The 25,569-nt window shown below is 70.2% G+C and carries 20 protein-coding genes and 1 pseudogene; 6 read left to right on the forward strand and 15 right to left on the reverse strand.

Annotated features, from left to right (window positions below):
- Nucleotide 1: 1 nt before the first annotated feature.
- Together OG841_RS09850 and OG841_RS09855 are read left to right on the forward strand one after the other, a co-directional pair.
- Nucleotides 2–202: pseudogene (locus OG841_RS09850) on the forward strand (carboxymuconolactone decarboxylase family protein); the annotation flags it as partial.
- 151 nt (nucleotides 203–353) lie between these two features.
- A complete protein-coding gene (locus OG841_RS09855; RefSeq protein WP_328641774.1) occupies nucleotides 354–1,019 on the forward strand; it encodes a hypothetical protein in 666 nt (221 codons plus the stop codon).
- A 55-nt stretch (nucleotides 1,020–1,074) separates the two neighbouring features.
- Here the strand turns inward: OG841_RS09855 and OG841_RS09860 are convergent, their stop codons facing one another.
- From OG841_RS09860 to OG841_RS09900, 9 genes are all read right to left on the reverse strand, one after another.
- On the reverse strand, nucleotides 1,075–2,625 hold the full coding sequence (locus tag OG841_RS09860; RefSeq protein ID WP_328641773.1) for an NCS1 family nucleobase:cation symporter-1: 1,551 nt from the start codon (nucleotides 2,623–2,625) through the stop codon (nucleotides 1,075–1,077).
- Nucleotides 2,626–2,745: 120 nt separating this feature from the next.
- Nucleotides 2,746–3,765 carry a TIGR03842 family LLM class F420-dependent oxidoreductase gene (locus OG841_RS09865; RefSeq protein WP_328641772.1) on the reverse strand — a complete coding sequence of 340 codons (1,020 nt, stop codon included), beginning with the start codon at nucleotides 3,763–3,765 and terminating at the stop codon, nucleotides 2,746–2,748.
- An 11-nt stretch (nucleotides 3,766–3,776) separates the two neighbouring features.
- Nucleotides 3,777–5,180 (reverse strand): dihydropyrimidinase, encoded by a 1,404-nt coding sequence (gene hydA, locus OG841_RS09870; protein WP_328641771.1) that lies wholly within the window; start codon nucleotides 5,178–5,180, stop codon nucleotides 3,777–3,779.
- Between the two features lie 31 nt (nucleotides 5,181–5,211).
- On the reverse strand, nucleotides 5,212–6,054 hold the full coding sequence (locus OG841_RS09875) for a nitrilase-related carbon-nitrogen hydrolase (protein WP_164421243.1): 843 nt from the start codon (nucleotides 6,052–6,054) through the stop codon (nucleotides 5,212–5,214).
- Nucleotides 6,055–6,209: 155 nt separating this feature from the next.
- The gene (locus OG841_RS09880; protein WP_371564486.1) at nucleotides 6,210–7,760 is read right to left on the reverse strand and encodes a PucR family transcriptional regulator; all 1,551 of its coding nucleotides are present in this window, start codon (nucleotides 7,758–7,760) and stop codon (nucleotides 6,210–6,212) included.
- Between the two features lie 23 nt (nucleotides 7,761–7,783).
- Nucleotides 7,784–9,073, reverse strand: coding sequence for an aspartate aminotransferase family protein (locus OG841_RS09885; protein WP_371564488.1), 1,290 nt, complete (start codon nucleotides 9,071–9,073; stop codon nucleotides 7,784–7,786).
- Nucleotides 9,070–9,912, reverse strand: a complete 843-nt coding sequence (locus OG841_RS09890) for a nitrilase-related carbon-nitrogen hydrolase (RefSeq protein WP_326662412.1) — start codon at nucleotides 9,910–9,912, stop codon at nucleotides 9,070–9,072. The genes OG841_RS09885 and OG841_RS09890 overlap by 4 nt, the downstream gene beginning before the upstream one ends.
- 179 nt (nucleotides 9,913–10,091) lie before the next feature.
- Nucleotides 10,092–12,311 carry a hypothetical protein gene (locus tag OG841_RS09895; RefSeq protein ID WP_371564490.1) on the reverse strand — a complete coding sequence of 740 codons (2,220 nt, stop codon included), beginning with the start codon at nucleotides 12,309–12,311 and terminating at the stop codon, nucleotides 10,092–10,094.
- Nucleotides 12,312–12,446: 135 nt separating this feature from the next.
- Nucleotides 12,447–12,698: a helix-turn-helix domain-containing protein gene (locus OG841_RS09900; RefSeq protein WP_020119078.1), complete on the reverse strand. Its 252-nt coding sequence runs from the start codon at nucleotides 12,696–12,698 to the stop codon at nucleotides 12,447–12,449.
- A gap of 32 nt (nucleotides 12,699–12,730) precedes the next feature.
- On the opposite strand from OG841_RS09900, the gene map reads away from it, so the two are divergent.
- Nucleotides 12,731–13,498 (forward strand): type I methionyl aminopeptidase, encoded by a 768-nt coding sequence (map, locus tag OG841_RS09905; protein WP_328641766.1) that lies wholly within the window; start codon nucleotides 12,731–12,733, stop codon nucleotides 13,496–13,498.
- A 331-nt stretch (nucleotides 13,499–13,829) separates the two neighbouring features.
- Nucleotides 13,830–16,352, forward strand: a complete 2,523-nt coding sequence (locus tag OG841_RS09910; RefSeq protein ID WP_328641765.1) for an ATP-dependent Clp protease ATP-binding subunit — start codon at nucleotides 13,830–13,832, stop codon at nucleotides 16,350–16,352.
- Nucleotides 16,353–16,383: 31 nt separating this feature from the next.
- Here the strand turns inward: OG841_RS09910 and ggt are convergent, their stop codons facing one another.
- On the reverse strand, nucleotides 16,384–18,180 hold the full coding sequence (ggt, locus tag OG841_RS09915) for a gamma-glutamyltransferase (RefSeq protein WP_365118974.1): 1,797 nt from the start codon (nucleotides 18,178–18,180) through the stop codon (nucleotides 16,384–16,386).
- A gap of 144 nt (nucleotides 18,181–18,324) precedes the next feature.
- Here ggt and OG841_RS09920 point away from each other — a divergent pair, with 144 nt between their 5' ends.
- Nucleotides 18,325–19,083, forward strand: a complete 759-nt coding sequence (locus tag OG841_RS09920) for a hypothetical protein (RefSeq protein ID WP_371564493.1) — start codon at nucleotides 18,325–18,327, stop codon at nucleotides 19,081–19,083.
- Nucleotides 19,084–19,199: 116 nt separating this feature from the next.
- Nucleotides 19,200–20,765, forward strand: a complete 1,566-nt coding sequence (locus OG841_RS09925; RefSeq protein ID WP_328641762.1) for a CocE/NonD family hydrolase — start codon at nucleotides 19,200–19,202, stop codon at nucleotides 20,763–20,765.
- A gap of 170 nt (nucleotides 20,766–20,935) precedes the next feature.
- On the opposite strand, the gene OG841_RS09930 is transcribed toward OG841_RS09925, so the two are convergent.
- The 5 genes from OG841_RS09930 to pcaDC form a co-directional block, all read right to left on the reverse strand.
- Nucleotides 20,936–21,682 (reverse strand): amino acid ABC transporter ATP-binding protein, encoded by a 747-nt coding sequence (locus tag OG841_RS09930; RefSeq protein ID WP_328641761.1) that lies wholly within the window; start codon nucleotides 21,680–21,682, stop codon nucleotides 20,936–20,938.
- A 126-nt stretch (nucleotides 21,683–21,808) separates the two neighbouring features.
- Nucleotides 21,809–22,216, reverse strand: a complete 408-nt coding sequence (locus OG841_RS09935; protein WP_328641760.1) for a DUF6278 family protein — start codon at nucleotides 22,214–22,216, stop codon at nucleotides 21,809–21,811.
- 435 nt (nucleotides 22,217–22,651) lie between these two features.
- Nucleotides 22,652–23,431, reverse strand: coding sequence for an exodeoxyribonuclease III (locus OG841_RS09940; RefSeq protein ID WP_306974399.1), 780 nt, complete (start codon nucleotides 23,429–23,431; stop codon nucleotides 22,652–22,654).
- Between the two features lie 30 nt (nucleotides 23,432–23,461).
- The gene (locus OG841_RS09945; RefSeq protein WP_328641759.1) at nucleotides 23,462–24,097 is read right to left on the reverse strand and encodes an MBL fold metallo-hydrolase; all 636 of its coding nucleotides are present in this window, start codon (nucleotides 24,095–24,097) and stop codon (nucleotides 23,462–23,464) included.
- Nucleotides 24,098–24,130: 33 nt separating this feature from the next.
- On the reverse strand, nucleotides 24,131–25,429 hold the full coding sequence (gene pcaDC / locus OG841_RS09950; protein ID WP_371564497.1) for a bifunctional 3-oxoadipate enol-lactonase/4-carboxymuconolactone decarboxylase PcaDC: 1,299 nt from the start codon (nucleotides 25,427–25,429) through the stop codon (nucleotides 24,131–24,133).
- Nucleotides 25,430–25,569 lie beyond the last annotated feature (140 nt).

Below are 25,569 nucleotides of genomic sequence, written 5' to 3' on the forward strand. Positions count from 1 at the left end.
CCCGGGTTGGCCCGAGCGTCCCGGCGCGCGTCTCGCGCCGCCGGCCGCGCTCGCGCCGTACCGGATCACCGACGAGGACGTGGCGGCCTGGCGGCGGCCGGAGCACACCGACCAGCTGCTGGTGCACCTCGTGGCCTACGGGGCGTTCCTGGCCGTGGACCGCGTCGAATCGGCCCTCTGCCGGCCCATCGTCCGGACATAAACGGACACATGACGCATCGGCGGCAGGGCACAGTGACGGCACAGGTACGGAGCGAGTTCGCACTTCCACCCCACAGGGAGACGTGTGAAACTGGCGTCCCGTCCGCAGTGCGGACCCGTCCGCGCCGTCCGTCCCCCACGAAAAGTGCGCCGTGCGAAATCTTTCCCTGCCGCTTGCCCTCACCGCGCGCATCTCGCCCGTCGTCGTGCTCGCCGCGGCGGGCTGGGCGCTGACGTCAGGCCCGGCCACGACGCCGGCCGCCGAGAAGGAGTCGGCGCCGCAGTCCGCCGACGAGACCCCCTCGGGCGCGTCCACGGCAGCGGCCTCGAAGCAGTACGCGGCCGCCCCCGCACCCTGCGGCAGCATCGGTACGGCCACCATCAAGTCGCTCGTACCGGGTGCCAAGACGGCCGGCAAGGAGATCCCCTCCACGGACACGGCCCTGCGTCGCACCTGCTCCTGGAACGCGCTCAAGGGGTACAACTACCGCTGGCTCGACGTCTCCTTCGAGATCACGGAGTCCGACGCGGCGGCCGCCAAGTCGTACAAGGAGACCATCGCCGAGAAGAGCGGCGGCGGGACCGTGCCCGGTGTCGGCGACGCCGGCTACTCGGTGGTGAACCTCACCACCGAGGACAAGCAGCAGACCCGTGAAGGCGTGGTCATCATCCAGGCGTCCAACGCGCTGGTGACCGTGACGTACAACGGCAGCGACTTCGAGTCGAAGAAGGCGCCCAGCACGGACGAGATCAACAAGGGCGCCATCAAGGCCGCCAAGGAGGCGGTGGCGGCACTGGAGGGCGGCCAGAAGGCCTGAGCCGACAGGCCGGGACCGAGCCCGACCGCCCTCCACGCGCGCGTGACGCGAACCGTCAGGCCGCGATGCCCTCCTGCTCCCTGCCCTTCGGCAGCATCAGCGCGATGTACAGCAGCAGGGACGCGCTCAGGCCCACCGCCCAGCCGTAGTCGGCCAGTGGCTTGAGGAACGGGATCAGACCGTCGGTCGGGAATGGCCCCGTCTTCTTGCCGTCCGCGCCCACCCCCGAGTACGAGCCGCCCACCGCGAGCAGACCGCCCACCACGAAGGCGACGATGGCCCGCCAGTTCCAGCCGTTGGTGTACCAGTAGCGGCCGCCGGGCGTGTAGAGGTCCGCGAGGTGCAGGACCGTACGCCGGACGATCCAGTAGTCGGCGATGAGGATGCCCGCGACCGTGCCGAGCAGACCGCCGACCACGCCGAGCCAGGTGAAGATGTAGAACTCCGGCGTGGAGATCAGCTTCCACGGGAAGATCAGGATGCCCACGACACCCGTGATCAGCGCACCGGTGCGGAAGTTGATGAACTTCGGGGCCAGGTTGGACAGGTCGTACGCCGGTGAGACCACGTTCGCCGCGATGTTCACGGAGATGGTGGCGACCAGCACGACGATCAGCGCGAAGAGCAGCCCGAAGGCGTTGTCCGCCTTGGCCGCCAGCGCGACCGGGTCCCAGATGGCCTCGCCGTAGACGACCTCGGAGCCGGAGGTGACCAGCACGGCGAGGACCGCGAAGAGGGTCATCGTGGTCGGCAGCCCCAGGGACTGGCCCCAGGTCTGCGCCTTCTGACTGGCACCGAAGCGAGTGAAGTCAGGAATGTTCAGGGACAAAGTCGCCCAAAAGCCGATCATTCCCATCAGGGACGGGAAGAAGACCGGCCAGAAGTCGGGGCCCCAGCCCAGCTTCGACGGCTGGTCGAGCAGCGCGCCGAAGCCGTCCGCCTTGACCGCAATCCAGATGAGCAGCACGATCGCCCCGGCGATCACGAAGGGCGCGGCCCAGTTCTCGAAGTGGCGCAGGAAGTCCATGCCGCGGTAGATGATCGCGATCTGGAGCGCCCAGAACAGCAGGAAGCAGAGCCACAGGGGCCAGGGGTTGCCCGCGATCTGGCCCGCGTTCTCCCAGTGGCCGCCGGTGAGCTTGGAGCCCAGCGCGAAGATGCCGCTGCCGCCGATCCAGGTCTGGATGCCGAACCAGCCGCAGGCCACGGCCGCCCGGATCAGGGCCGGGATGTTGGCGCCGCGCAGCCCGAAGGAGGCGCGGGCGAGGACCGGGAAGGGGATGCCGTACTTGGGTCCGGCGTGCCCGGTGGCCAGCATCGGCAGCAGCACGATGATGTTGGCCAGGGCGATGGTGAACACGGCCTGCTTCCAGTCCATGCCGAGCGCCACCAGGCCGGAGGCCAGGGTCCAGCTGGGGATGCAGTGCGCCATGGAGATCCACAGGGCCGCGAAGTTGTACGTCGTCCACTTGCGCTCGGAGACCGGTACGGGACGCAGGTCCTCGTTGGCGAAGGGGCTGTCGGTGGGGAAGGCCTCGGGGGCGAGCTCGACGCGGCCACCGGCCGACTGCGATATCGGGGACCCCGTGGGGACTGTTTCGGTCATGGGCAGGCCAATCGATCAGAGCGGGACGGGAGAGGCCGTGCGGGGGCCTTGGGCCCCTCTCCGCCCCGGGACGGCGGGAGGAGAGGGGGGAACAAGGTGTGGGGGGTCGCGGGTCGGACGTCAGGCGTTGAGGGCGGGGATGACCGTCGAGCCGTACGCGTCGATGGTCGCCTCCTGGGCGTCGTGCATGTCGTAGACGGCGAACTGGTCGACGCCCAGCTCGCGCAGCGCGTTCAGCTTCTCGATGTGCTTCTCGACCGGTCCGATGAGGCAGAACCGGTCGACGATCTCGTCGGGCACGAACGCGGTGTCCGGGTTGTCGGCCCGCCCGTGGTGCGAGTAGTCGTACCCCTCACGCGACTTGATGTAATCCGTCAGCTCGTCGGGTACGGCGGCCGAGTGCTCGCCGTACTTGGAGACCAGGTCGGCGACGTGGTTGCCGACCATCCCGCCGAACCAGCGGCACTGCTCGCGCGCGTGGGCGAGTGCCTCGGGGGAGTCGTTCTCGGTGACGTAGGCGGGGGCGGCCACGCAGATCTTGACCTCGTCCGCCGAGCGGCCGGCGGCGACGGCCGCGTCCTTGACCGCCTTCACCATGTACTCGGTCAGGTACAGGTCGGCCAGCTGGAGAATGAACCCGTCAGCCTCCTCGCCGGTCATCTTCAGCGCCTTGGGGCCGTACGCCGCCATCCATACGGGGAGTTCGGCTCCCGGCTTGATCCACGGGAACCTGATGACCGTGCCGCCGAGGTCGGCCTCGTCGCCCCGGCCGAGCGCCCGGATGACCTTCATGGCCTCGCTGATGCGGGCCAGCGTGTTGGGCTTGCGGCCCGCGACACGCATCGCGGAGTCGCCGCGGCCGATACCGCAGACCGTGCGGTTGCCGAACATGTCGTTGAGGGTGGCGAAGGTGGAGGCGGTCACCTCCCAGGTACGGGTGCCCGGGTTGGTGACCATCGGGCCGACCTTCAACTTCGTTGTGTTCGAAAGGATCTGACTGTAGATCACGAACGGCTCCTGCCAGAGCACGGCGGAGTCGAAGGTCCACCCGTAGGTGAAGCCGTTGCGTTCGGCCCGCTTCATCAGGCTGATGACCTTCGAGGCGGGCGGATCCGTCTGCAGGACGAGTCCGAAGTCCATGGGCGCCACTCCTAGTTGAGGTACTGACAGGTGGAGCGGGGGGTGTAGGTGCCGTGCCCGGCGTGCCCGGTGTACTCCCGCTCGGTGATGACGAGTTGGCCGCGCGAGAAGACCGTCTCGACGCGGCCCGTGAGGCGCTTTCCTTCGTACGCCGAGTAGTCGACGTTCATGTGGTGGGTCTCGGCGGAGACGATCTGCTCGGCGTGCGGGTCGTAGATGACGACGTCGGCGTCGGCGCCCGGGGCGATGGTCCCCTTCTTCGGGTACATGCCGAACATCCGGGCCGGGGTGGCGCAGGCGATCTCGATCCAGCGGCGGCGCGAGATGTGTCCGTCCACGACGGCCTGGTGGAGCAGGTCCATGCGGTTCTCGACGCCGGGCAGGCCATTGGGGATCTTCGAGAAGTCGCCGCGGCCGAGTTCCTTCTGGCCCACGAAGCAGAAGGGGCAGTGGTCGGTGGAGACGACCTGGAGGTCGTTGGTGCGCAGCCCCTGCCAGAGCTTGGCCTGGTGTTCCTTCGGCCTCAGGGGAGTTGAGCACACGTACTTGGAGCCCTCGAAGTCCGGCTCCGCGAGGTTGTCCGTCGACAGGAACAGATACTGCGGGCAGGTCTCGCCGAAGACGTTGAGCCCCTCGTCGCGCGCGCGTGCCAGTTCGGCCACCGCCTCCATGGCCGAGACGTGCACGACGTAGAGGGGAGCGCCGGCGACCTGCGCGAGCTTGATGGCGCGGTGGGTGGCCTCGGCCTCGAGGAGGGCCTTGCGTACCTCGCCGTGGTAGCGGGGGTCGGTCTCGCCGCGCGCCAGCGCCTGCTCGACCAGCACGTCGATCGCGATGCCGTTCTCGGCGTGCATCATGATCAGGCCGCCGTTCTCGGCGGAGCGCTGCATGGCGCGCAGGATCTGGCCGTCGTCGGAGTAGAAGACGCCGGGGTAGGCCATGAACTGCTTGAAGGAGGTGACCCCCTCCCCCACCAGCAGGTCCATCTCCTTGAGCGTGTCCTGGTTCACATCGGAGACGATCATGTGGAAGCCGTAGTCGATGGCACAGTTGCCTTCGGCCTTGGCATGCCAGGCGTCCAGACCCTCGCGCAGCGAGTGGCCGACGCTCTGCACCGCGAAATCGACGATCGTGGTCGTACCGCCCCAGGCGGCGGCCCGGGTGCCGGTCTCGAAGGTGTCGGAGGCGAAGGTGCCGCCGAACGGCAGCTCCATGTGGGTGTGGGCGTCGACGCCACCGGGGATGACGTACTTCCCGGTGGCGTCGATGGTCCGGTCGGCTGTGAACGACTCGGCTGCCGAGGTGCCCGAGGCGGCGAGGGCGGCGATGCGGCCGTCCTCGATCAGCACGTCGGCGTGGATCTCGTCGGACGCGGTGATGACGAGGCCACCGCGGATGACGGTACGGCTGCTCATGTTCCCTCTCCTGCCAGAGTGGACGGTTCGGTCAGGGTGCGGTCAGCGGGGGGTATGCGTCCGGACGGCGGTCGCGATAGAACTGCCAGCGGTCGCGGACTTCCCGCAGCTTGGCCATGTCCAGGTCCCGGACGACCAGTTCGGTCTCCTTGTCGCTCGCCACCTCGCCGACGAACTGGGCCTCGGGGTCGACGAAGTACGTCGTTCCGTAGAAGTCGTTGTCGCCCAGCTCCTCGACGCCCACCCGGTTGATGGCGCCGACGAAGTACTCGTTGGCGACGGCCGCGGCCGGCTGCTCCAGCTGCCACAGGTAGGCGGACAGACCGCGCGAGGTGGCCGACGGGTTGAAGACGATCTCGGCGCCTGCCAGGCCCAACGCCCGCCAGCCCTCGGGGAAGTGGCGGTCGTAGCAGATGTACACACCGATCCTCCCGACCTTGGTGTCGAAGATCGGCCAGCCGAGGTTGCCGGGGCGGAAGTAGAACTTCTCCCAGAATCCCGGCACTTGGGGGATGTGGTGCTTGCGGTACTTGCCGAGGTACGAGCCGTCCGCATCGATCACGGCGGCGGTGTTGTAGAGGACGCCGGGCTGCTCCTCCTCGTACATCGGCAGGATGAGGACGATGCCCAGCTCCTTGGCCAGCGCCTGGAATCGCTTGACGATCGGGCCGTCCGGAATCTGCTCGGCGTACTCGTAGAACGCCTTGTCCTGGACCTGGCAGAAGTACGGTCCGTAGAACAGCTCCTGGAAGCACAGGACCTGAGCACCCTGCGCGGCCGCGTCCCGGGCCGCCTGCTCGTGTACCTGGATCATCGACTCCTTGTCGCCCGTCCACGCGGTCTGGAAGAGGGCGGCACGAATCACTCTGCTCATCGGGACCTCCGGTCACTCGGTGTGCGAGAAGACTAGGAAGTCCGAAAAGGTGCTTTGAGTTGCACGGTGTCACGTCTGCGGGCCTTGGGCGTGCCACGGTGTCACCCTGTCGTGCGCCCATGTTTCACCGCCGTTTTCCCAGGTCGCGGCATGTTTCAGCTCTGTTGCGCGTCGTGTGCGAGAAGCGCGATGTGCACCGAGGCCGCCTGTTCGAAGTCGTCGAGGTCGACCCCGAGGCGGCCCTGTATCGCTTCCAGCCGCCGGTAGAGCGCGGGGCGGGAGACGTGGTGGAGCTGGGCGGTGCGGGACTTGTTGCGGCCGGTGGCGAGATAGGTGCGCAGCACCGCCAGCAGATCCTCTCCCGCCCCGCACAGCAGCCCGTCCAGCTCGCGTTCGGCGAAGGACTGGACGTGCGGGTCATCGCGCAACAGCCGGATCAGACCGCGCAGATGAACGTCCTTGAGGCGGACGACGGGCGGGAGGTCGAGGACCCCCGAGGCGACCGCGTCCGCGACGTGCCGGGCCTCACGCATACCGGCGGGAACGTCGTCCCAGGCGGTCCTGGGATCCGCTGCCGCCACGACCGTCCGCGACAGCCGGGCCGCGAAGTTCGCCGTGAGCACCGTGGCGTCCTGGTCCCGGGCCAGGCTGAGCAGCACGGCGGTGGCCCCGTCGGCGAGCTCGGCGACGATCCCGGGCAGGCCCAACAGCCTTAGTACCCGGTCGAGTTCGGCTGGATCGCCGTCCCGCACGACCAGCGGCACGAAGGTGCGCCGGTTGACGGGCAGTCCGGCCGCCCGTGCGCGGGGCAGTAGCTGCCTCGCCGGTACGACCCCGCTGACCAGGTCGGTCAGCAGGCTCTGCGCGGACTGCTCCTCCCAGGTGTGGGCGGAGGTGCCGCCCAGCATGCGGTGCAGGACGAGGGCCTCGGCGGCGCGGTCGGCGAGCAGCCGTCCGGTGGCGGTGTCGCCCCGGTAGCCGCACAGCATGATCTGACCCCAGCGCTCCCCGCGCCCGCCCAGTTCGGCGCGGATCCAGCCGTCGCCCTCGCTGCCGCCGGCCTGGCGGGCGATGCGTTCCCAGTCGCGCAGCACGTCCTCCACCGCGGAGCGCTCCCCCCCGGTGGCGAGGACGCGATGGGCGAGGTTGGTGACGACGACGGGACAGCCGCTGTGGTGGGCGATCTCGTCCAGCATCCGCTGGAGCGGGGCGCCCGCGGTGATGAGTCCGGTGAGGGCCGTGCGCACGGCCTCGGACATGCTGACGGCGGCGAACTTCCGCCGTACGAGCCGGGCTTGGACCTCCTCCGTCAACTCCGCGAAGGGGAAGGGCCGGTGGAGGACGACCATGGGCAGCCCGCACCGCTCGGCGGCCCGCCGCATCACGTCCGGCGGGGCCGGAAAGGCGCGGCCGAGGCCGAGGACGACGGCCGCGGCCTCCGCGCGGTGCAGGGACCGGATGTACTCGGCCTGCTTGTCGTCGTCCCCGGCGAGCAGCACTCCGGTGGTGAGGACCATCTCGCCGCCGCTGAGCATCACGCCGACGTCGGCGGCCTCCGCCACGTGCACCCAGCGCACGGCCCGGTCGAGCTGGCTCGCACCGGCCACCACCTCGGGCTCCCCGGCCAGGACCCGTTCCAGCATGAGGACCTGGCGGACCGACAGGGTCGGCGCCAAGGACTCCAGGGGCTCCAAGGTGGTGCTCATGACGGTGTTCCCTTGCTGTGGGCCTACTGGATGGTGCTCCTCAGAGCGTGTTCGAGGATCGTGGCGCCCTCTTCGGCCTCCGCGACGGTCAGGGACAGGGGCGGGGCGATCCGCAGCGCGCTGGTGTTGTGCCCGCCGCCCTTGCCGAGGAGCAGCCCCTCGGCGCGGGCCGCCTCGAGCACGGCGGACGCGGCCTGCGGATCGGCCTCGTCCGTGCCGGGCTTCACCAGCTCGACGCCGAGCATGAGCCCACGGCCACGCACCTCCCGTACGCCCGGAACCTGCGCCGCGACGGCCCGCAGCCGCTCGATCAGCAGCCCACCGACGCGCCGGGCGTTGCCCTGCAGGTCGTGTTCCAGGAGATACGTCAGGTTCGCGAGGCCGGCCGCCATGGTGATCTGGGTGCCGCCGAACGTCGAAATGCTGTTGGAGTCCAGGCAGTTCATGATCTCGGCGCGGGCCACCACCCCGCCGATGGACATGCCGTTGCCGATGCCCTTGGCGAAGGTGAGGATGTCCGGCGGACCCGACCCATCGTGCGCCTGCCAGCCCCAGAAGTGGTCGCCGGTGCGGCCCCAGCCGGTCTGCACCTCGTCGGCGATCCACAGGATGCCGTGCTCGTCGAGCACCTCGCGGAAGGCCGCGTAGAGGCCGTCGGGCGGGGAGGTGAAGCCGCCGACGCCCTGGATCGGCTCGGCGATCAGGGCGGCGGGCGGGCGGGTGTGACCGAGCAGGTCCTTGAGGTCGTCGACGCAGGCCTCGATGAAGTCGTCGTCGCCGAGGGAGGCGTACGGGCCGCGGGTGCGCACGCCTCCGTGGACGTACAGCGTCTGGAGCGGGGACAGCGAGGTGGGTGACCAGCCGCGGTTGCCGGTGATGCCGACCGCGCTGAAGGAGCGGCCGTGGTAGCTGTTGCGCATCGCCAGGATCGTGTTGCTGCGCCGGTAGGTGGTGGCGAGCATCAGGGCGGTGTCGTTGGCCTCGGTGCCGGAGGTGGTGAAGAAGACCCGGGCGTCCGGGATTCCGGACAACTGGGCGATGCGCTCGGCGAGTTCGACCATCGGCCGGTTGAGGTACAGGGTCGACGAGTGGATGATCCGCCCGGCCTGTTCGGTCACCGCCTTGGCGATCTCGGGCAGGGCGTGCGCGGTCATCGTGGTCAGGATGCCGCCGAAGAAGTCGAGGTACTTGTTGCCCTCGGCGTCCCACACGTGCCGGCCCTCGCCGTGGGTGATCTCCAGCGGGTCCTCGTAGTAGAGGGCGAGCCAGTCGGGCAGGACGGCACGGTGCCGTCCCAGCAGGTCCTCGGTCACGGCTGCACCAGCCCTTCGTAGGCGTCGGGGCGGCGGTCGCGGTAGAACGCCCACTGCTGCCGCACTTCTTCGACGAGGTCGAAGTCCAGGTCGCGGACGAGCAGTTCCTCCTCCTTGTCGCTCGCCGTGTCCCCGACGAACTGACCGCGCGGGTCGACGAAGTACGACGTCCCGTAGAAGTCGTTGTCGCCGTACTCCTCGACGCCGACCCGGTTGATCGCGGCAACGAAGTACTCGTTGGCGACGGCGGCTGCGGGCTGCTCCAGGCGCCACAGGTGGGAGGAGAGTCCCCGGTGCGTGGCGGAGGGGTTGTAGACGAGCTGGGCGCCGTTCAGGCCCAGCTGGCGCCAGCCCTCCGGGAAGTGGCGGTCGTAGCAGATGTAGACGCCGACCTTGCCCACCGCGGTGTCGAAGACCGGCCAGCCGAGGTTGCCCGGCTTGAAGTAGTACTTCTCCCAGAAGCCCTTGACCTGCGGGATGTGGTGCTTGCGGTACTTGCCGAGGACGCTGCCGTCGGCGTCGATCACGACCGCGGTGTTGTAGTAGAAGCCGGACTGCTCGACCTCGAACACCGGCACGACGATCACCATGCCGGTCTCGCGGGCGAGTTCCTGCATACGACTCGTGGTGGGGCCGTCGGGCACCGGCTCGGCCCAGCGGTAGTGCTCCGGTTCCTGGACCTGGCAGAAGTAGGGGGCGTTGAACACTTCCTGGAACCCGATGATCTTCGCGCCCTGTCGGGCCGCCTCGCGGGCGTGCTCCTCGTGTTTCGCCACCATGGACTCGGTGTCGCCGGTCCAGGTGGCCTGGACCAGAGCGGCACGTACGACGTTGGCCATGAGCTGCTCCTTCGGCGGGACGTCAGAGCCTCTACGCCCGTAGATGTAGCCGTAGAGGGACGAACGTAAGCCTCCTGGAGAGGCTTGCCAAGCCCATCGTCGTTAACCCGCGAAGTCGATCACGTTTCACACTCCAGTGGAGGAGTCACGCGGCCGGTCAGTGGGTTGCGGGGGACCTGTCAGGCGGAGAATCCGGCGACCCGCAGGGCGTGGACCAGGTCCCAGTGCCGCTCGTCCGAGACGCCTCGCGCGGCGGCCAGCAGGAGCGGTACGAGGGTCTGGGGGCCGGGCTCGGCGCTGCGGGCGGCCTCCTCGGGGGTGCGGACCCGGACGTAGGCGTCGAGGAGCGCGGAGACCTCTCGACGACGGCCCTCGGCGACCAGCCCGAGCACGGCGGCGCCGATCTCACCCGCGGGCCGTGCGACGCCCTGCCGGAGCACCTGTTCCCCGTCCGCGCCCCGCCCGGCCGCGACCAGCGCGTCGGCCGCCGCCACCAGCCGGTCGGCGGGCAGCGAGGCGGCCTCCCACAGCAGGGTGGCCCAGTCGGCGCGGAGCCCGGCACGCTGAAGCTCGGCGGCGAGCAGCGGAAAACGGTCGGCGGGCCAGTGGGCGACCTCGGCGAGCAGCGCGTGCGCCTCACCGGTCCGGCCCTCCGCGCGCAGCCGCATCAGCGTCGCGATGGTGTCGGCGGTTTCCCTCCGAGCGACCACGTCCGACGGCTCGGCCCGCTGTTCCGACCGCTCCTCCGCCGCCTCCGCGGCCCCGGCGAAACGGGCCCCACGCGGGGTGCGCCCCTGCGTCACGGGCCCGGTGGGCAGATCGGGCACGGCCGCCGGGGGTACGACGACGGGGGCGCCGCCCTCCTCGGCCATACCGGCGAAACGGGCACTGCCACGGCGGCGCTTGCGCTTGGCCGGTTGAGCAGCGGGCGTCGGTTGTCGCGGGGCCTCGGCGTCGGGGCGGGTGACTGCGGGCGAGGCCTGCTGGTACGGGGCGTACGTCGTGCGGGAAGCGTCGGCCTCGCTGGACTGCTGCGGGCCGGGGCGGGTTGCGTCGACGGGAGCGGCGGGATGCGGGCTGTACGCCGGACGGGTCGCTTCGACGAAGTCGGACCACTGCGGGGTGTGTCCCGCACCGGATGTTTCGGCGGAGTCCGACCACTGCGGGGTGTGTCCCGCACCGGGCGTTTCGGCGGAGTCCGACCACTGCGGGGTACGTCCCCCATGGGCCGCATCGGCGGAGTCCGACCACTGCGGGATTCGTCCCTCACGGGCCCCTTCGACGGATCCCGACCACTGCGGGATACGTCCCCCATGGGCCGCATCGGCGGAGTCCGACCACTGCGGGATTCGTCCCTCACGGGCCCCTTCGACGGATCCCGACCGCTGCGGGGTACGTCCCGCACGGGCCGCATCGGCGGAGTCCGACCACTGCGGGGTACGTCCCCCACGGGCCGCATCGGCGGAGTCCGACCACTGCGGGGTGCCTCCCGGACTGTCTGCACCAGCGGGAGTCGACCATTGCGGGGCGTGCCCCTCGTCGTCCTCGCCGGCATGAGCCGAGGCCTGCGGAGCGTGCCCCGCGCGAGGGGCTTCGGCAGCGCCCGACCAGCCCGGCGCGCGCCCCGCACCCTCCGCTCCAGCAGAAGCCGACCCTTGCACGGCATGGCCCGGACGAGCCTCTTCGACAGCACCCGACCACTGCGGCGCCCGCCCAGGACCAGCCACCCCGGCAGGAGCCGACTCCTGCGGAGCGTGCCCCGCACGGGCCGCCTCGGCGAGGCCCGGCCACTGCTTGGCGGGTCCTCCGTGGGTCGCTTCGGCACCTGTGATCGACGTGCTGTCGCGCTGCTGGGGCATGTTCAGGGACTCGGCGCCTCGGCCGCCCATCGACCGTCCGTCCAACTCGGCCATTCGGGACTGGAGTTCGGCGCAACGGCGGACGGCGCGCTCGTGGTCGTCGCGGGCCCAGGCGAGGTCCAGGCGGATGGCGTCGGCCTCCTCCTGGGTGGTGGCGCCGGCGAGCAGGCGGCCCAACTCGGCCTGCCGTTCCGCGGCGTAGCGCTGTTCGCGGAGCATGACGTCGAAACGGTCACCGAGGGCGTCCCGGCCGCCGGGTCGGGCGTCGTGGGCGGTCTGGGCCGCGGCGTGCAGAGGGCGGGCCCGCTCCGCCTCGACGTGGGCCACCTCGGGGCCGTACTCCGCGGCGAGGTCCTGAAGGAGGGCCTCGACCACGTCCCAGGGCGGCACTTCGCGGCCGTCGAGGCAGGCTTGCATACCGTCCGGGTCGCGCTGCCAGAACACCGCGCACCAGCCGCCGCCCTGATCCAGACGCGCGAGCAAGCCGTCCAGGTAGGCCACGAACTCCCGCAGCCGCCCCGGGAGTTGATCCACTGCCATCGCTCAACTCCCGTTAGACCGGAGCACTCCGGTCCGTAAGGCAACACCAGCAGTGTTACGAACGGGCTACAGCCAGTTTGCAAAGGAGCAGCAGGACCCTCCTGGCGCGACCCCGGACCGGTGAGCGAACTTCCGTCACACGCCCGCCAACTCGCACAGTCCGGCCAGCTCGTCCATGGAGAGCCCGAGGGCCCGGGCAAGCGCGGCCACCGTGAAGAACGCGGGGGTGGGAGCCCGCCCGGTCTCGATCTTCCGGAGCGTCTCCGGGGAGATCCCGGCACTCGCCGCGACCTCCGCCATACTGCGGCCGCCACGGGCTTCGCGCAGCAGCCGGCCGAGCCGCTCGCCGCGTTCGTGTTCTTCGGGAGTGAGAGGGGTGCGCACCATGCCCCCATTCTAATACCGGTATAGTAATTGGCATGGTGGAGCTGAAGACAGACACATCGATCGAGGCCATGTACGAGGCGGGACAGGTGGTCGGGCGCGCCCTGACCGCCGTACAGAAGGCCGCTGACGTGGGCGTTTCCCTGTTGGAACTGGACGAGGTGGCACGTGGGGTGCTGCGGGAGGCCGGGGCGTCCTCGCCCTTCCTCGGTTATCGCCCCTCCTTCGCCACCACCCCCTTCCCCGCCGTCATCTGCGCCTCCGTGAACGACGCGATCGTGCACGGCATCCCCACCGGCTACCGGCTGCGCGACGGCGACCTCGTCTCGATCGACTGCGGTGCCCAACTCGGCGGCTGGGCCGGTGATTCGGCGATCAGTTTCACGGTCGGCAGGCCGCGCCCCGCCGACGTCCGACTGATCGAGGCCGCGGAACAGGCGCTGGCGGCCGGGATCGCTGCGGCGGTCGTGGGCAACCGCATGGGCGACATCGCGCATGCGATCGGCACGGTGTGCCGGGGCGGCGGCTACGGCATCATGGACGACTTCGGCGGGCACGGCATCGGCCGCCGTATGCACGAGGACCCGCCCGTGCCGAACGAAGGGCGCCCGGGACGGGGCCTCGCCCTGCGACACGGCATGGTGCTCGCGATCGAGCCGATGCTCATCGCCGGCGGCACGGACGAGTACCACGCCGCGCCGGACGGCTGGACGCTGAAGACCAACGACGGTTCGCGTGCCGCACACACCGAGCACACCGTGGCGATCACGGACGCGGGCCCCCGCGTCCTGACGGCGCGCTGAGTCAACCTGCGTCCCTGTCCATGTCGGGCGCGCCGCGCCCGACGAGCGGTACGGGGAGGACAAGCCGCCCGCCCGCCGCTTCCCGGCCGCCCATCACGAGGTCGGCACCGTCGACTGGCGGCCGCAGGTCCGCGAGGTGCTGAGTGGACCGGCATGGCCGGCCGACCGCTGAAAGTGCCCCACTCCCCCATCCGTGCGAAGGTGTAACCGGCTGACACCCGGGTTACCCGGCCCCGGCACGTCGATCAGCGAGGGCATCCCCGGCCCTCTTCCAGTCCTCGAACGGGCTCGGCCCGGGGGGACTCCCATGGGGATGCCGGATGGGAACGCCATGACCAGCGGATTCAGCGGACCGGAAGGCTATGACGCCTTCGGAGAGTTTCTCGCCCGTTTCTTCGGCGGACCGCGTCCCGGCCCCCGGCAGATCAACATCGGCCAGCTGCTGAGCCAGCCGGCCCGGGAGCTGGTGCGGGGCGCCGCCCAGTACGCCGCAGAGCACGGCAGCCGGGATCTGGACACCCAGCACCTGCTGCGCGCCGCGCTGGCCGCCGAGCCGACCCGGACCCTGCTGAGCCGGGCCGGCGCCGATCCCGACTCCCTCGCCTCGGAGATCGACGAACGTTCCGGCCCCGTCCAGCACCAGCCCGAAGAGGCCCCTCCACCCACCTCGCTGTCCCTCACCCCCGCCGCCAAGCGGGCCCTGCTGGACGCACACGACCTGGCCCGGGCCCGGGGCGCCGGTTACATCGGCCCGGAGCACGTCCTGAGCGCCCTGGCCGCGAATCCCGACTCGGCCGCCGGGCACATCCTGAACTCCGCCCGGTTCGCCTCCACCGGCCTGCCTCCCGAGACGGCCCCGGATTCCGGACAGCCCCGCGGCGAGGCACCACGCAACACGGGCACGCCCACGCTCGACAAGTACGGCCGCGATCTCACCGACCTGGCCCGCCAGGGCCGTATCGACCCGGTGATCGGCCGGGACGAGGAGATCGAGCAGACCATCGAGGTGCTGTCCCGGCGCGGCAAGAACAACCCGGTGCTCATCGGTGACGCGGGCGTCGGCAAGACCGCCATCGTGGAGGGCCTGGCCCAGCGGATCGTCGACGGGGACGTGCCCGACGTGCTGACCGGGCGTCGGGTCTTCGCCCTCGACCTGACCGGGGTGGTGGCCGGCACCCGCTACCGGGGCGACTTCGAGGAGCGCCTGACGAACATCGTGGGCGAGATCGGCGACAACTCCGACCGGCTGATCGTCTTCATCGACGAGCTGCACACGGTCGTCGGCGCGGGCGGGGGCGGCGAGGGCGGCTCGCTGGACGCCGGGAACATCCTCAAGCCCGCCCTGGCCCGCGGCGAGCTGCACATCGTGGGCGCGACCACGCTGGAGGAGTACCGCAGGATCGAGAAGGACGCGGCCCTGGCCCGCCGCTTCCAGCCGATCCTGGTACCGGAGCCCACCGCGGCGGACGCGATCGAGATCCTGCGCGGGCTGCGCGACCGCTACGAGGCCCACCACCAGGTCCGCTACAGCGACGAGGCGCTGGTGGCCGCCGTGGAGCTGTCCGACCGTTATCTCCCCGACCGCCGCCTGCCGGACAAGGCGATCGACCTCATCGACCAGGCGGGGGCGCGGGTACGCCTTCGCGCGCGGACCAAGGGCACCGACGTACGGGCCCTGGAGCGCGAGGTCGAGCAGCTGACCCGGGACAAGGACCAGGCGGTCGCCGACGAGCAGTACGAACAGGCCACACAACTGCGCGACCGCATCGCGGAGTTGAAGCAGCGGATCGGCGAGGCCACCGGGAACGAAGAGGCCGACGAGGGCCAGAACCTGGAGGTCACCGCGGAGGCCATCGCCCAGGTGGTGTCCCGGCTGACGGGCATCCCGGTCAGCAGCCTCACCGAGGAGGAGAAGGACCGGCTGCTCGGCCTGGAGCGGCACCTGCACGAGCGGGTGGTCGGCCAGGACGAGGCCGTACGGGTCGTCTCGGACGCCGTGCTGCGCTCCCGCGCGGGCCTCGCGAGCCCGGACCGCCCGATCGGCAGCTTCCTCTTCCTCGGCCCGACGGGCGTCGGCAAGACCGAACTGGCCCGCGCCCTCGCCGAGTCCCTGTTCGGCAGCGAGGAGCGCATGGTCCGGCTGGACATGAGCGAGTACCAGGAGCGGCACACGGTCAGCCGGCTGGTGGGCGCCCCGCCCGGATACGTCGGCCATGAGGAGGCGGGCCAGCTCACCGAGGTGGTCCGCAGGCACCCCTATTCGCTGCTGCTCCTGGACGAGGTGGAGAAGGCCCACCCGGACGTGTTCAACATCCTCCTCCAGGTCCTCGACGACGGACGGCTCACCGACTCCCAGGGCCGCACGGTCGACTTCACCAACACCGTCATCGTGATGACGAGCAACCTGGGCTCGGAGGCGATCACCCGCAGGGGCGCGGGCATCGGCTTCGGGCCGGGTGGAGCGGACTCGGACGAGGAGGCCCGCCGAGAGCGGATCCTGCGCCCCCTGCGCGAGCACTTCCGCCCCGAGTTCCTGAACCGCATCGACGAGATCGTCGTCTTCCGCCAGCTGACAAGTGATCAACTACGCGAGATCACCAGGCTGTTGCTGGAGCGGACCCGCCGTCTGCTCCACGCCCAGGGCGTCTCGGTCGACTTCACCGACAGTGCGGTGGACTGGCTCGCCGAACGCGGCTACCAGCCGGAGTACGGCGCCCGGCCGCTGCGCCGCACGATCCAGCGGGAGGTGGACAACCAGCTGTCCCGCCTGCTCCTGGACGGCAGGATCGCGGACGGCGGCCGGGTGACGGTGGACACGGAGGCAGGCGGGTTGACGTTCACCGAGACTCCGTAGGTGCGCGGCCGGCCCCGCGCACCCTCGACACCTACGGCGCGGGGTGCACCACTTGCGCGGAGCCCCCACCCCGGCGAACGGTCTCAGCGGCCGCCAACCACTTCCCGCCCGGCAACCGCTGCACCCCGGTCGCCGCGCCGATCTCCGGATTGAGCTTGAACGAGTGTCCGATCGCCTCCAACTGGGACCGCACCCCACTGCTGAACAGCGCCGGCTCCAGCTCGGTCTGCGCGGCATTGCGCTGACTCGCCCGAGGCGCGGCAATCGCGTCCACGAGCGGCAGTCCACGATCCACGAACTCGGTCAGCACCTGCAGCACGGTGGTGATGATGGTCGCCCCACCGGGCGAGCCCAGCGCCACCACGGGCTTGTTGTGCCGGTCGAGCACGATCGTCGGCGAGATGGAGGACCTGGGCCGCTTGCCGGGGCCGGGCAGATTCGGGTCATGAACAGCCGGGTTGGCGGGAGCGAAGGAGAAGTCCGTCAGCTCGTTGTTGAGGATGAACCCACGCCCGGGCACGGTGATCGCGCTGCCACCGGTCTGCTCGATGGTCAGCGTGTAGGCGACGACGTTCCCCCACTTGTCGGCCACCGTCAGATGCGTGGTGTTCTCACCCTCGTACGTCGTCGGAGCCGCCGTACCCCCGTCCGAGCAGGCCGCAGGATCGCGCGGGTCCCCGGGCGCCAGCGGACTCGTGAGCACCGCGTCGTCCTTGATCAGACACGCCCGTGAGTCGGCGAACCGCTGCGACAGCAGCCCCTTCGTCGGTACGTCCTCGAAGGCCGGGTCGCCGACCCAGCGCCCCCGGTCCGCGAAGGCGATCCGGCTGGCCTCGATGTAGTGGTGCAGGTACTGGACCTCACTGGCCTTCGAGAGGTCGGTGTTCTCGAGGATGTTGAGGGCCTCACCGACCGTCGTGCCGCCGGAGGAGGAAGGCGCGATGGAGTAGACGCCGAGCCCTCGGTACGAGGTGCTGGTCGGCTTCTGGAGCTTGGCCCGGTAGGCCGCGAGGTCCTTCTCGGACAGGTCCCCCGGCCGTGCGTTCCACCCTGAAGCCGGATCCACGGGCGGGTTGTTCACGGTGTCGACGATGTCGTCACCGAGGTCGCCGTGGTAGATGGCTCCGACGCCCTTGTGGCCCAACTCCGCGTAGGTGCGGGCGAGATCGGGGTTCTTGAAGGTGGAGCCGACGGCCGGCAGCTGCCCGCCCGGAAGGAACAGCTGCGCCGTGTCCGGGAAGTAGCGGAACCGTGTCTCGTTGGACGCGGTCTGCGAGCGGAAGGTGTCGTCGACGACGAAGCCCTGACGGGCGATCCGCTCGGCGGGCTTCAGGACGTTGCCGAGCGATCTGCTGCCCCACTGGCCCAGCGCCGTGGCCCAGGTGGCCGGCGTGCCCGGGGTGCCGACGCTCAGTCCGCTGCTGACGGCGTCGGCGAAAGCGAGCGGCTTGCCGTTCTCGAGGAAGAGGTCGGAGTCGGCGGTCAGCGGTGCCGTCTCGCGGCCGTCGATCGTGTGGACCGTACGGGACTTGGCGTCGTAGTAGACGAAGTAGCCACCCCCGCCGATGCCGGAGGAGTACGGCTCGGTGACGCCGAGCGCGGCGGCGGTGGCGACGGCCGCGTCGACCGCGTTGCCACCGTTCCTCAGGACCTCGATGCCCGCGGCGGACGCGTCCGCGTCCACGCTGGAGACGGCGCCGCCGTAGCCGACGGCGACGGGTACTTTCTCGGGTGCCGAGGCGGCTTGCGGCGGCGCTGCCGCCCCCACCGACACCACGGCGGCCGAGACCGCCAGAACCGACAGTTTCCGTGCGACAGGGCGACGCATCCGTACCTCCAGGCCAGGACCGTCCGCGCAGCGTAACCACATCACCGGGGCCCCGACAGCCCTCTTCGGGTCAGGTGTCATGCGAATGCCACACTTCGAACACCGGTACGTACCAACGACGTCGGGCCGCTACCATGCGCGCACATGACTGACGACGTGCGCAATATCGTTCTGGGCGTGCTGGCGGCCGGCATCAGTGCCGCGCTCGGCTGGCTCGCCCGGACGTATCTGTGGAAGCGGAAGCTCCGCCGCAAGCAGGCCTTCTTCGGGCTGCCGGACAACTCGGAGTCACTGCTGGTCGTGAACCGCGGCGCGAGCGGCCCGGACCTCGCGGTGATGCGCTACGACGTGTTCGCCCTCCTGGAACTCGCCGCGCTCATCAAGGACTGCAACGCACACGCCCAGGTCCTTCCGCACGACGCGGCACGGCAGGGCTTCGGCGAGCGCACCGAGTTCTGCGTGGGCGGGCCAGCCTCGAACCGCCGTATGGCCGCACACCTTTCGTCCCTGCTGCCCGGCGTCCGCGTGAACGTGGACGCCGAGCCGAGCCCGGACCGCGGCGCCTTCCAGGTTGGCACCGAGCGCTACCGGGTGGAGGTCGGCACGACCGAGTACGCGCTCCTCGCCCGGCTCACCGTCGACCAAAGCAACGGCGCCCGGCCGGTCTTCCTCTTCTGCGGCCAGACCGCGATCACCAACCAGGCGGCGACCCGCTATCTGGCCCGCAACCAGGAGCGGTTGACCCGCAAGTACGGCGACAGCACCTTCGTGCTGCTGCTGAAGGTAGTCAACTCCGGGGCCTACGGGCCGGACGTCGTGGAGTTGGTCGCGGATGTGACCCGGGAGGCCAAGACCCCCCTCCCGACGGCCGCGGCTCCACGCAACTCCCACCGCGCCTCCTGAATAGATTCACACCACAACAATCGTTACTCCCACGTAACTTACCGACGGGTTACCTCCGGTAAAGCGTCGAGGTTACCGTCTGGTCACTTTGCAGTGACACGAGTAGGGAGTGACCCGTGGGACACCCTCGCAAGGCCCTGCGTACGACCACCGTGGGCGCCGTCTCCGCGACTCTGATCGCCGGTAGCGCCCTCGGGCTCGCCCCCACCGCCCAGGCGGCGGACGCCATCCGCTTCGTCGACATCGCCGGCGACGGCGGCACGGTCCTCAAGGCGAACGTCGTCATGCCCGCCGGAGCCGACGGCACCCGGCGCTACCCGCTGCTCGTCCTGCCCACGAGCTGGGGCCTGCCGCAGATCGAGTACCTCGCCCAGGCCCAGAAGCTCGCGAACTCCGGCTACGTCGTGGTCACTTACAACGTCCGCGGCTTCTGGCAGTCGGGCGGGGAGATAGAGGTGGCGGGCCCTCCCGACACCGCCGACGCGTCCAAGGTCATCGACTGGGCGCTCGCCAACACCCCCTCGGACGACCGGCACATCGGCATGGCGGGCGTCTCCTACGGCGCCGGCATCAGCCTGCTCACCGCCGCCAAGGACAAGCGCGTCAAGGCGGTCGCGTCTCTCAGCGGCTGGGCCGACCTGATCGACTCGATCTACTCCGGCCGCACCCAGCACGTCCAGGCCGGGGCCCTGCTGGACGGCGCGAGCCTCGTCACCGGCCGCCAGAGCGCCGAAATCCGCCAGATCTTCGACAACTTCTACGCGTCGAACCTGTCGAAGGAACAGGAGATGATCGATTGGGGGAAGAAACGTTCGGTCGCCACATATGTGGACCAGCTGAACCAGAACGGCGCGGCGGTCATGATGGCCAACGCGTGGGGCGACACGGTCTTCCCGCCCAACCAGTACGCGGACTTCTACGAGAAGCTGACCGGCCCGAAGAGACTGGAGTTCCGTCCCGGCGACCACGCCACCGCCGAACTGACCGGGCTGTTCGGTCTGCCCAACGACGTGTGGACCGACACCGAGCGCTGGTTCGACCACTACCTCAAGGGCGCGGACAACGGGATCAACCGCGAGGAGCCGGTCCGGCTCAAGTCCCGTTCCACAGGCGGCTACGAGGGCTACCCGGACTGGAAGTCGGTCGGCGCGACCCGCAAGAAGATCGCCCTTGCGGGCACGACCACGATCCACACCAACGTCGACTCGGGCGCCGACGGCGGGATCGTCTTCCTGTCCAGCATCCTCGACCAGATCGCCAAGGCTCCCCCGGTCGCCTCGATCCCCCTGCTCCCCCGCCGCTGGGCCGCCGTATGGCAGTCGGAGAAGTACCCGACCGCCCAACAGGTGCGCGGCACCGCGAAGTTGCACACCACGGTGACGCCCACCAAGGAGAGCGGCACCCTCGTCGCCTACCTCTACGACGTGGGGCCGCTCGGCCTCGGCAAGCTGGTCTCCCACGCGCCCTACACCTTCCACGGGCAGACGCCCGGGAAGCCGATCGGCGTCGACCTGGAGCTGTTCTCCACGGCCTACGACGTCCCGGCAGGGCACCGGCTGGCCCTGGTGGTCGACACGGTCGACCCGCTCTACATCGAGCACAACCCGTCCGGCGCCCAGCTGACCTTCTCCTCGCCGTCGAACGACCCGTCGTACGTGTCGATTCCGCTGCGCGAGCAGTGATCTCCGGCCGGCGCCGGGCGGGTATGGCTCTGTGACTGCCGCCCCCTGCGGTTCAAGGGCCGTGGGGGGACCCCCAACCCGGCAGCAGCGACCCTGGAGGCTCGGTCGCCGTCACCGTGGGGAGGAGCGGACCATCGTAGTCGAGGTTCGAGGACATGGCCGCGCCCCTCTCAGTGTTTGAGGATCTTGGAGAGGAAGTCCTTGGCGCGCTCGCTGTCGGGGTTGGTGAAGAAGTCGTCGGGGGCCCGGTCCTCGACGATGCGGCCGTCGGCCATGAACACCACACGGTTGGCGGCCGAGCGTGCGAAGCCCATCTCGTGGGTGACGACGACCATGGTCATGCCCTCCCGGGCCAGTTGGCGCATGACCTCCAGCACCTCGTTGATCATCTCCGGGTCGAGGGCCGAGGTGGGCTCGTCGAAGAGCAGGGCCTTGGGCTCCATGGCGAGGGCACGGGCGATGGCCACGCGCTGTTGCTGGCCGCCGGAGAGCTGGGCCGGGTACTTGTCCGCCTGGTCGGCGAGGCCCACCCGGTCGAGGAGTTCGCGGGAGCGACGGTCGGCCTGCTCCTTCTTGCGCTTGCGGACCTTGACCTGGGCCAGCGAGACGTTCTGCAGGACCGTCTTGTGGGCGAACAGGTTGAAGGACTGGAAGACCATGCCGACCTCGGCACGGAGCTTCGCGAGGGCCTTGCCCTCCTCGGGCAGCGGCTGCCCGTCGAGCGTGATGGAACCGGACTTGATGGTCTCCAGGCGGTTGATCGTCCTGCAGAGCGTGGACTTGCCCGACCCCGAAGGGCCGATGACCACGACCACCTCCCCCTTGCCGACGGTGAGGTTGATGTCCTGCAGGACATGCAGCTCCCCGTAGTACTTGTTGACGTCACGCAGTTCGATCAACGGATCGACGACGGCCATACCCAGCCCTACTCACTCTCAGCTGTGTCGTGGTTGCCGCAACTTATCGAGGCAAGATCGCACTTAAGGAACGACACGCACTTTTCGGTCATAAGCCGTATTTACGCCGCACTTACGGCCATGGTTTCACTCCTCGGCGACCTCCGCGTAGAGCTGGGACAGCTCAGGCACCCCGCTCGCGGCCCACTCGTGTCCGGAGGCGACGACGTCGAACTCCCGGCCGGATTCCAGCCGGATCACGGGCTGGCCGTCCGAGCGCAGATCCCAGGCCGCTCCGGGGACGGTCCGCACGATGACCGTGCCCAGGTAGAGCCCGGCGTCGTTGCCGAGCCAGAGCAGGATCTCCTCGTCGTCGCGCCAGCCCGGCACCAGCTGATCGAGCGCCTCCAACGAGGCCGCCGTGTCGTCCAGTCGGACACCTGAACGGGACGCGTGGGAGCGCAAGAGCTCGCACTCGGAGAGGAGTTCGGCGATGCCCTCGGCGTCACGGGTCCCGGGCTTCTCGCCCCGGCCGCCCAGAAAAGGGATCTTCATACGCCCAGCGTGTCACTCACCCGGCCGCATGCACCACAGGCGCGCGGACTGTCGTTTCCGGTCGACTTCGCACCGAGTCCACGCGTGGCGCGTTGACGTGCCGCCGATGTCTCCTTGGCGCCGTGATGCGCCTTTCGTCCCCCGTGAGCAGGAGAAGTCTGCTGTGCACCGACGCGTCCGGGGTGGTGCGGTGGCCCTCGCTGTGGGCCACCGCAGACCGTGGCGGTGCCGGTGCACGGGCCGGCGCTGCAGCGGTCGTATGTGAGCGGGGCCGGCGACCACACGGGGCGTCGGTGGGTACGGCCGTGGGGTTCGAGAGCGTCAACGCCGTGCGGGGCGAGTCGGCCAGGAAGGCGTCGAGAGGCTGCGGGGCCAGGCCCGGTACACGGCCGCCGTCGACACCGAACAGGCCGCGGTGGGGTCTGGTCGTGCCAACTAGACGTCCAGGTCCACGACCACCGGCGCATGGTCGGACGCGCCCTTGCCCTTGCGCTCCTCACGGTCGACGTACGCGTCGGTGACCGCCTTCGCGAAGGGCTCGTTGCCGTACACCAGGTCGATGCGCATGCCGCGGTTCTTGGGGAAGCAGAGCTGGCGGTAGTCCCAGTACGTGAACGGATGGTCGTACTTGAGGGGCCGCGGGACCACGTCCGACAGGCCGGCCTCGCGCAGGGAGGCGAGGGCCGCGCGCTCGGCCGGGGTGACGTGGGTGAGGCCCTCGAAGGCGGCCACGTCGTAGACGTCGTCGTCCGTCGGCGCCACGTTGTAGTCGCCCAGGACCGCGAAGGGGCGGCTGCCCGCGGCGTCACCCGCCACGGCGGCCCTGAGGGCCTCGAACCACTGGAGCTTGTAGGCGTAGTGCGGGTGGTCGACCTCGCGGCCGTTCGGCACGTAGACCGACCAGACGCGGACCGGGCCGCAGGTCGCGGAGATGGCGCGGGGCTCCGGGGCGCCGTCGTAGCCCGGGTCGCCCGCCAGGCCCTTGACGACGTCCTCCAGACCCACTCGGGAGATCACCGCCACGCCGTTCCACCGGCCGGTCGCGTGCACCGCCGCCTCGTAGCCCGCCTCGCGCAGTTGGTCGAACGGGAACTGCTCCTCGGCGATCTTGGCTTCCTGGAGGCACAGCACATCGGTGCCGGTGCTCTCCAGCCAGGCCAGCAGCCTCGGGAGGCGGGCGGTGATCGAGTTGACGTTCCAGGTCGCGATGCGCATGCCCGACAACCTACCGGGCGGCACTGACACTCAGAGTGCCGCGCTCTCCCTCGGCTGCAGCCGCAGGTGCTCCGCGCCACCGAGGGCGCCGATCTGGTTGTCGTAGACCGGGCGCGCGAGGTCCGTGAGAAGGGCGTCGTGGATGTCGTAGGCACGCTGGGGCCTGACCTCACGGACATAGTCGATGACCTCGGAGATCTTGCTCCAGGGGGCCATGACGGGAAGCATCAGCGTCTCGACGGCGTGGTCGGGGACGGTGAGGGCGTCGCCGGGGTGGAAGATCCGGCCGCCGTCGACGAGATAGCCGACATTGGTGATGCGCGGGATGTCCGGGTGGATCACGGCGTGCAGTTCGCCGTGGACCTGGACGTCGAAACCGGCGGCGGTGAAGGTGTCACCGTGGCCGACGGTGTGCACGCGGCCCGGAAAAGCGGTCGAGATCTTCTCGGCGACCGACTTCAGCGTCCAGATCTCCGCGGCCGGGTTGGCGTCCAGGGCCGTCCGCAGCCGCTCCTCGCTGAAGTGGTCCAGGTGTTCGTGCGTGACGAGGATCGCGTCCGCGCCGAGGGCGGCGTCCTCCTCGCTGAAGGCACCGGGGTCGAGGACGAGCGTCTGTCCGTCCTTCTCCAGGCGGACACAGGAGTGCGACATCTTCGTGAGCTTCATGGGTCCATCCTGCCCCCGGGTGAAACACCCGGCTCACTCGGTGGGGGTGGTCTCCTCGCGGATCACCTGCTGGGCCACCTTGAAGGCGCTGTTGGCCGCCGGGACACCGCAGTACACAGCCGCTTGGAGGAGCACCTCCTTGATCTCGGACGGGGTGAGGCCGTTGCGCAGGGCGGCCCGGGTGTGGAAGGCGAGCTCGTCCAGATGTCCGCCCGCGACCAGGGCGGTGAGGGTGACGCAGCTGCGCGAGCGACGGTCGAGTCCGGGCCGGTCCCAGATCTCGCCCCAGGCGTAGCGGGTGATGAACTCCTGGAAGTCACCGGAGAACTCGTCGGCCTGCGCGAGCGCCCGGTCGACGTGCGCGTCGCCGAGCACCTCACGGCGCACCTTGATGCCGGCGTCGTACGGGTCGGGACGGGTCCCTGACTGCGGGGCGGGGGCGGCCGGGGCGATCTCGGCGATCGGCACCGGTTGCGGCGGCGCGGCCGTCAGGACCGCCTGGAGCGGGGTCGCGGGGATCGCGGTCTGGCCGGTGGCCGAGTCGAAGGCGGGCTGCCAGGCGGTGGAGAAGTGTCTGACCAGCAGGTCGGTGACGGCCGCGGGCTGCTCGACCGGCACCAGGTGGGAGGCGCCGGGCACGACGGCGAGCCGGGCGTCCGGAATGCCCGCGACCAGGGTGCGGGCCTCGGCGGGGCCGGTGACCTGGTCGTCGGAGCCGACGAGGACGAGGGTCGGCACCCCTACCCGCGCGAGGTCGGCCCGCACATCGAACGCGGCGAGCGCCTCGCAGGCCGCGATGTAGCAGCCCGGGTCGGTGGTGCGCACCATCTGCACGGCCCACTCGGTGATCGCGGGCTGGGCGGCGGCGAACCCGGAGGTGAACCAGCGCTCGGGCGAGGTGCGGGCGATGGGATCGAGCCCGTTCGTCCGTACGATCACCCCGCGCTGGCGGAACTCGTCGGCCGTGCCGAAGCGGGGCGAGGCGGCGATCAGCGCGAGCGAGGCGAGCCGCTCCGGGTGGCGCAGCGCCAGCTCCATGCCGACCGCGCCGCCCAGCGAGCAGCCCGCGTAGCCGAAGCGCTGCACACCGAACTGGTCGAGCGTGGCGAGCAGCCGGTCGGTGAGATCGCGGACCGAGCCCGCCGGGTAGGCGGGCGCGCCGCCGTGCCCCGGCAGGTCGAACCGGAAGATGCGCCACTGCTTGACCAGGTCGGGGACCTGGCGGTCCCACATGTGCCACGTGGTCCCGAGCGACGGCCCCAGGATGAGGACCGGGGCGTCTTCCGGGCCGTCGAAGCGGTACTGGAGGGCGGGGGTCTTCGTCTCACTCACGGCCCCCACGCTAACCGTCTTTTCTTACGTTACGGACCCTGGGCCCCTGCCCCCCACACCTGGCTCCCGAACATCACCGCCGCACTCTCACACGGCCTTCACCGGGTGTCGGACTGGGGCGGCGTCGAGACGGCTCCGGG

Origin of the sequence: Streptomyces canus, assembly GCF_041435015.1 — a bacterium.
GTDB lineage: Bacteria > Actinomycetota > Actinomycetes > Streptomycetales > Streptomycetaceae > Streptomyces > Streptomyces canus_G.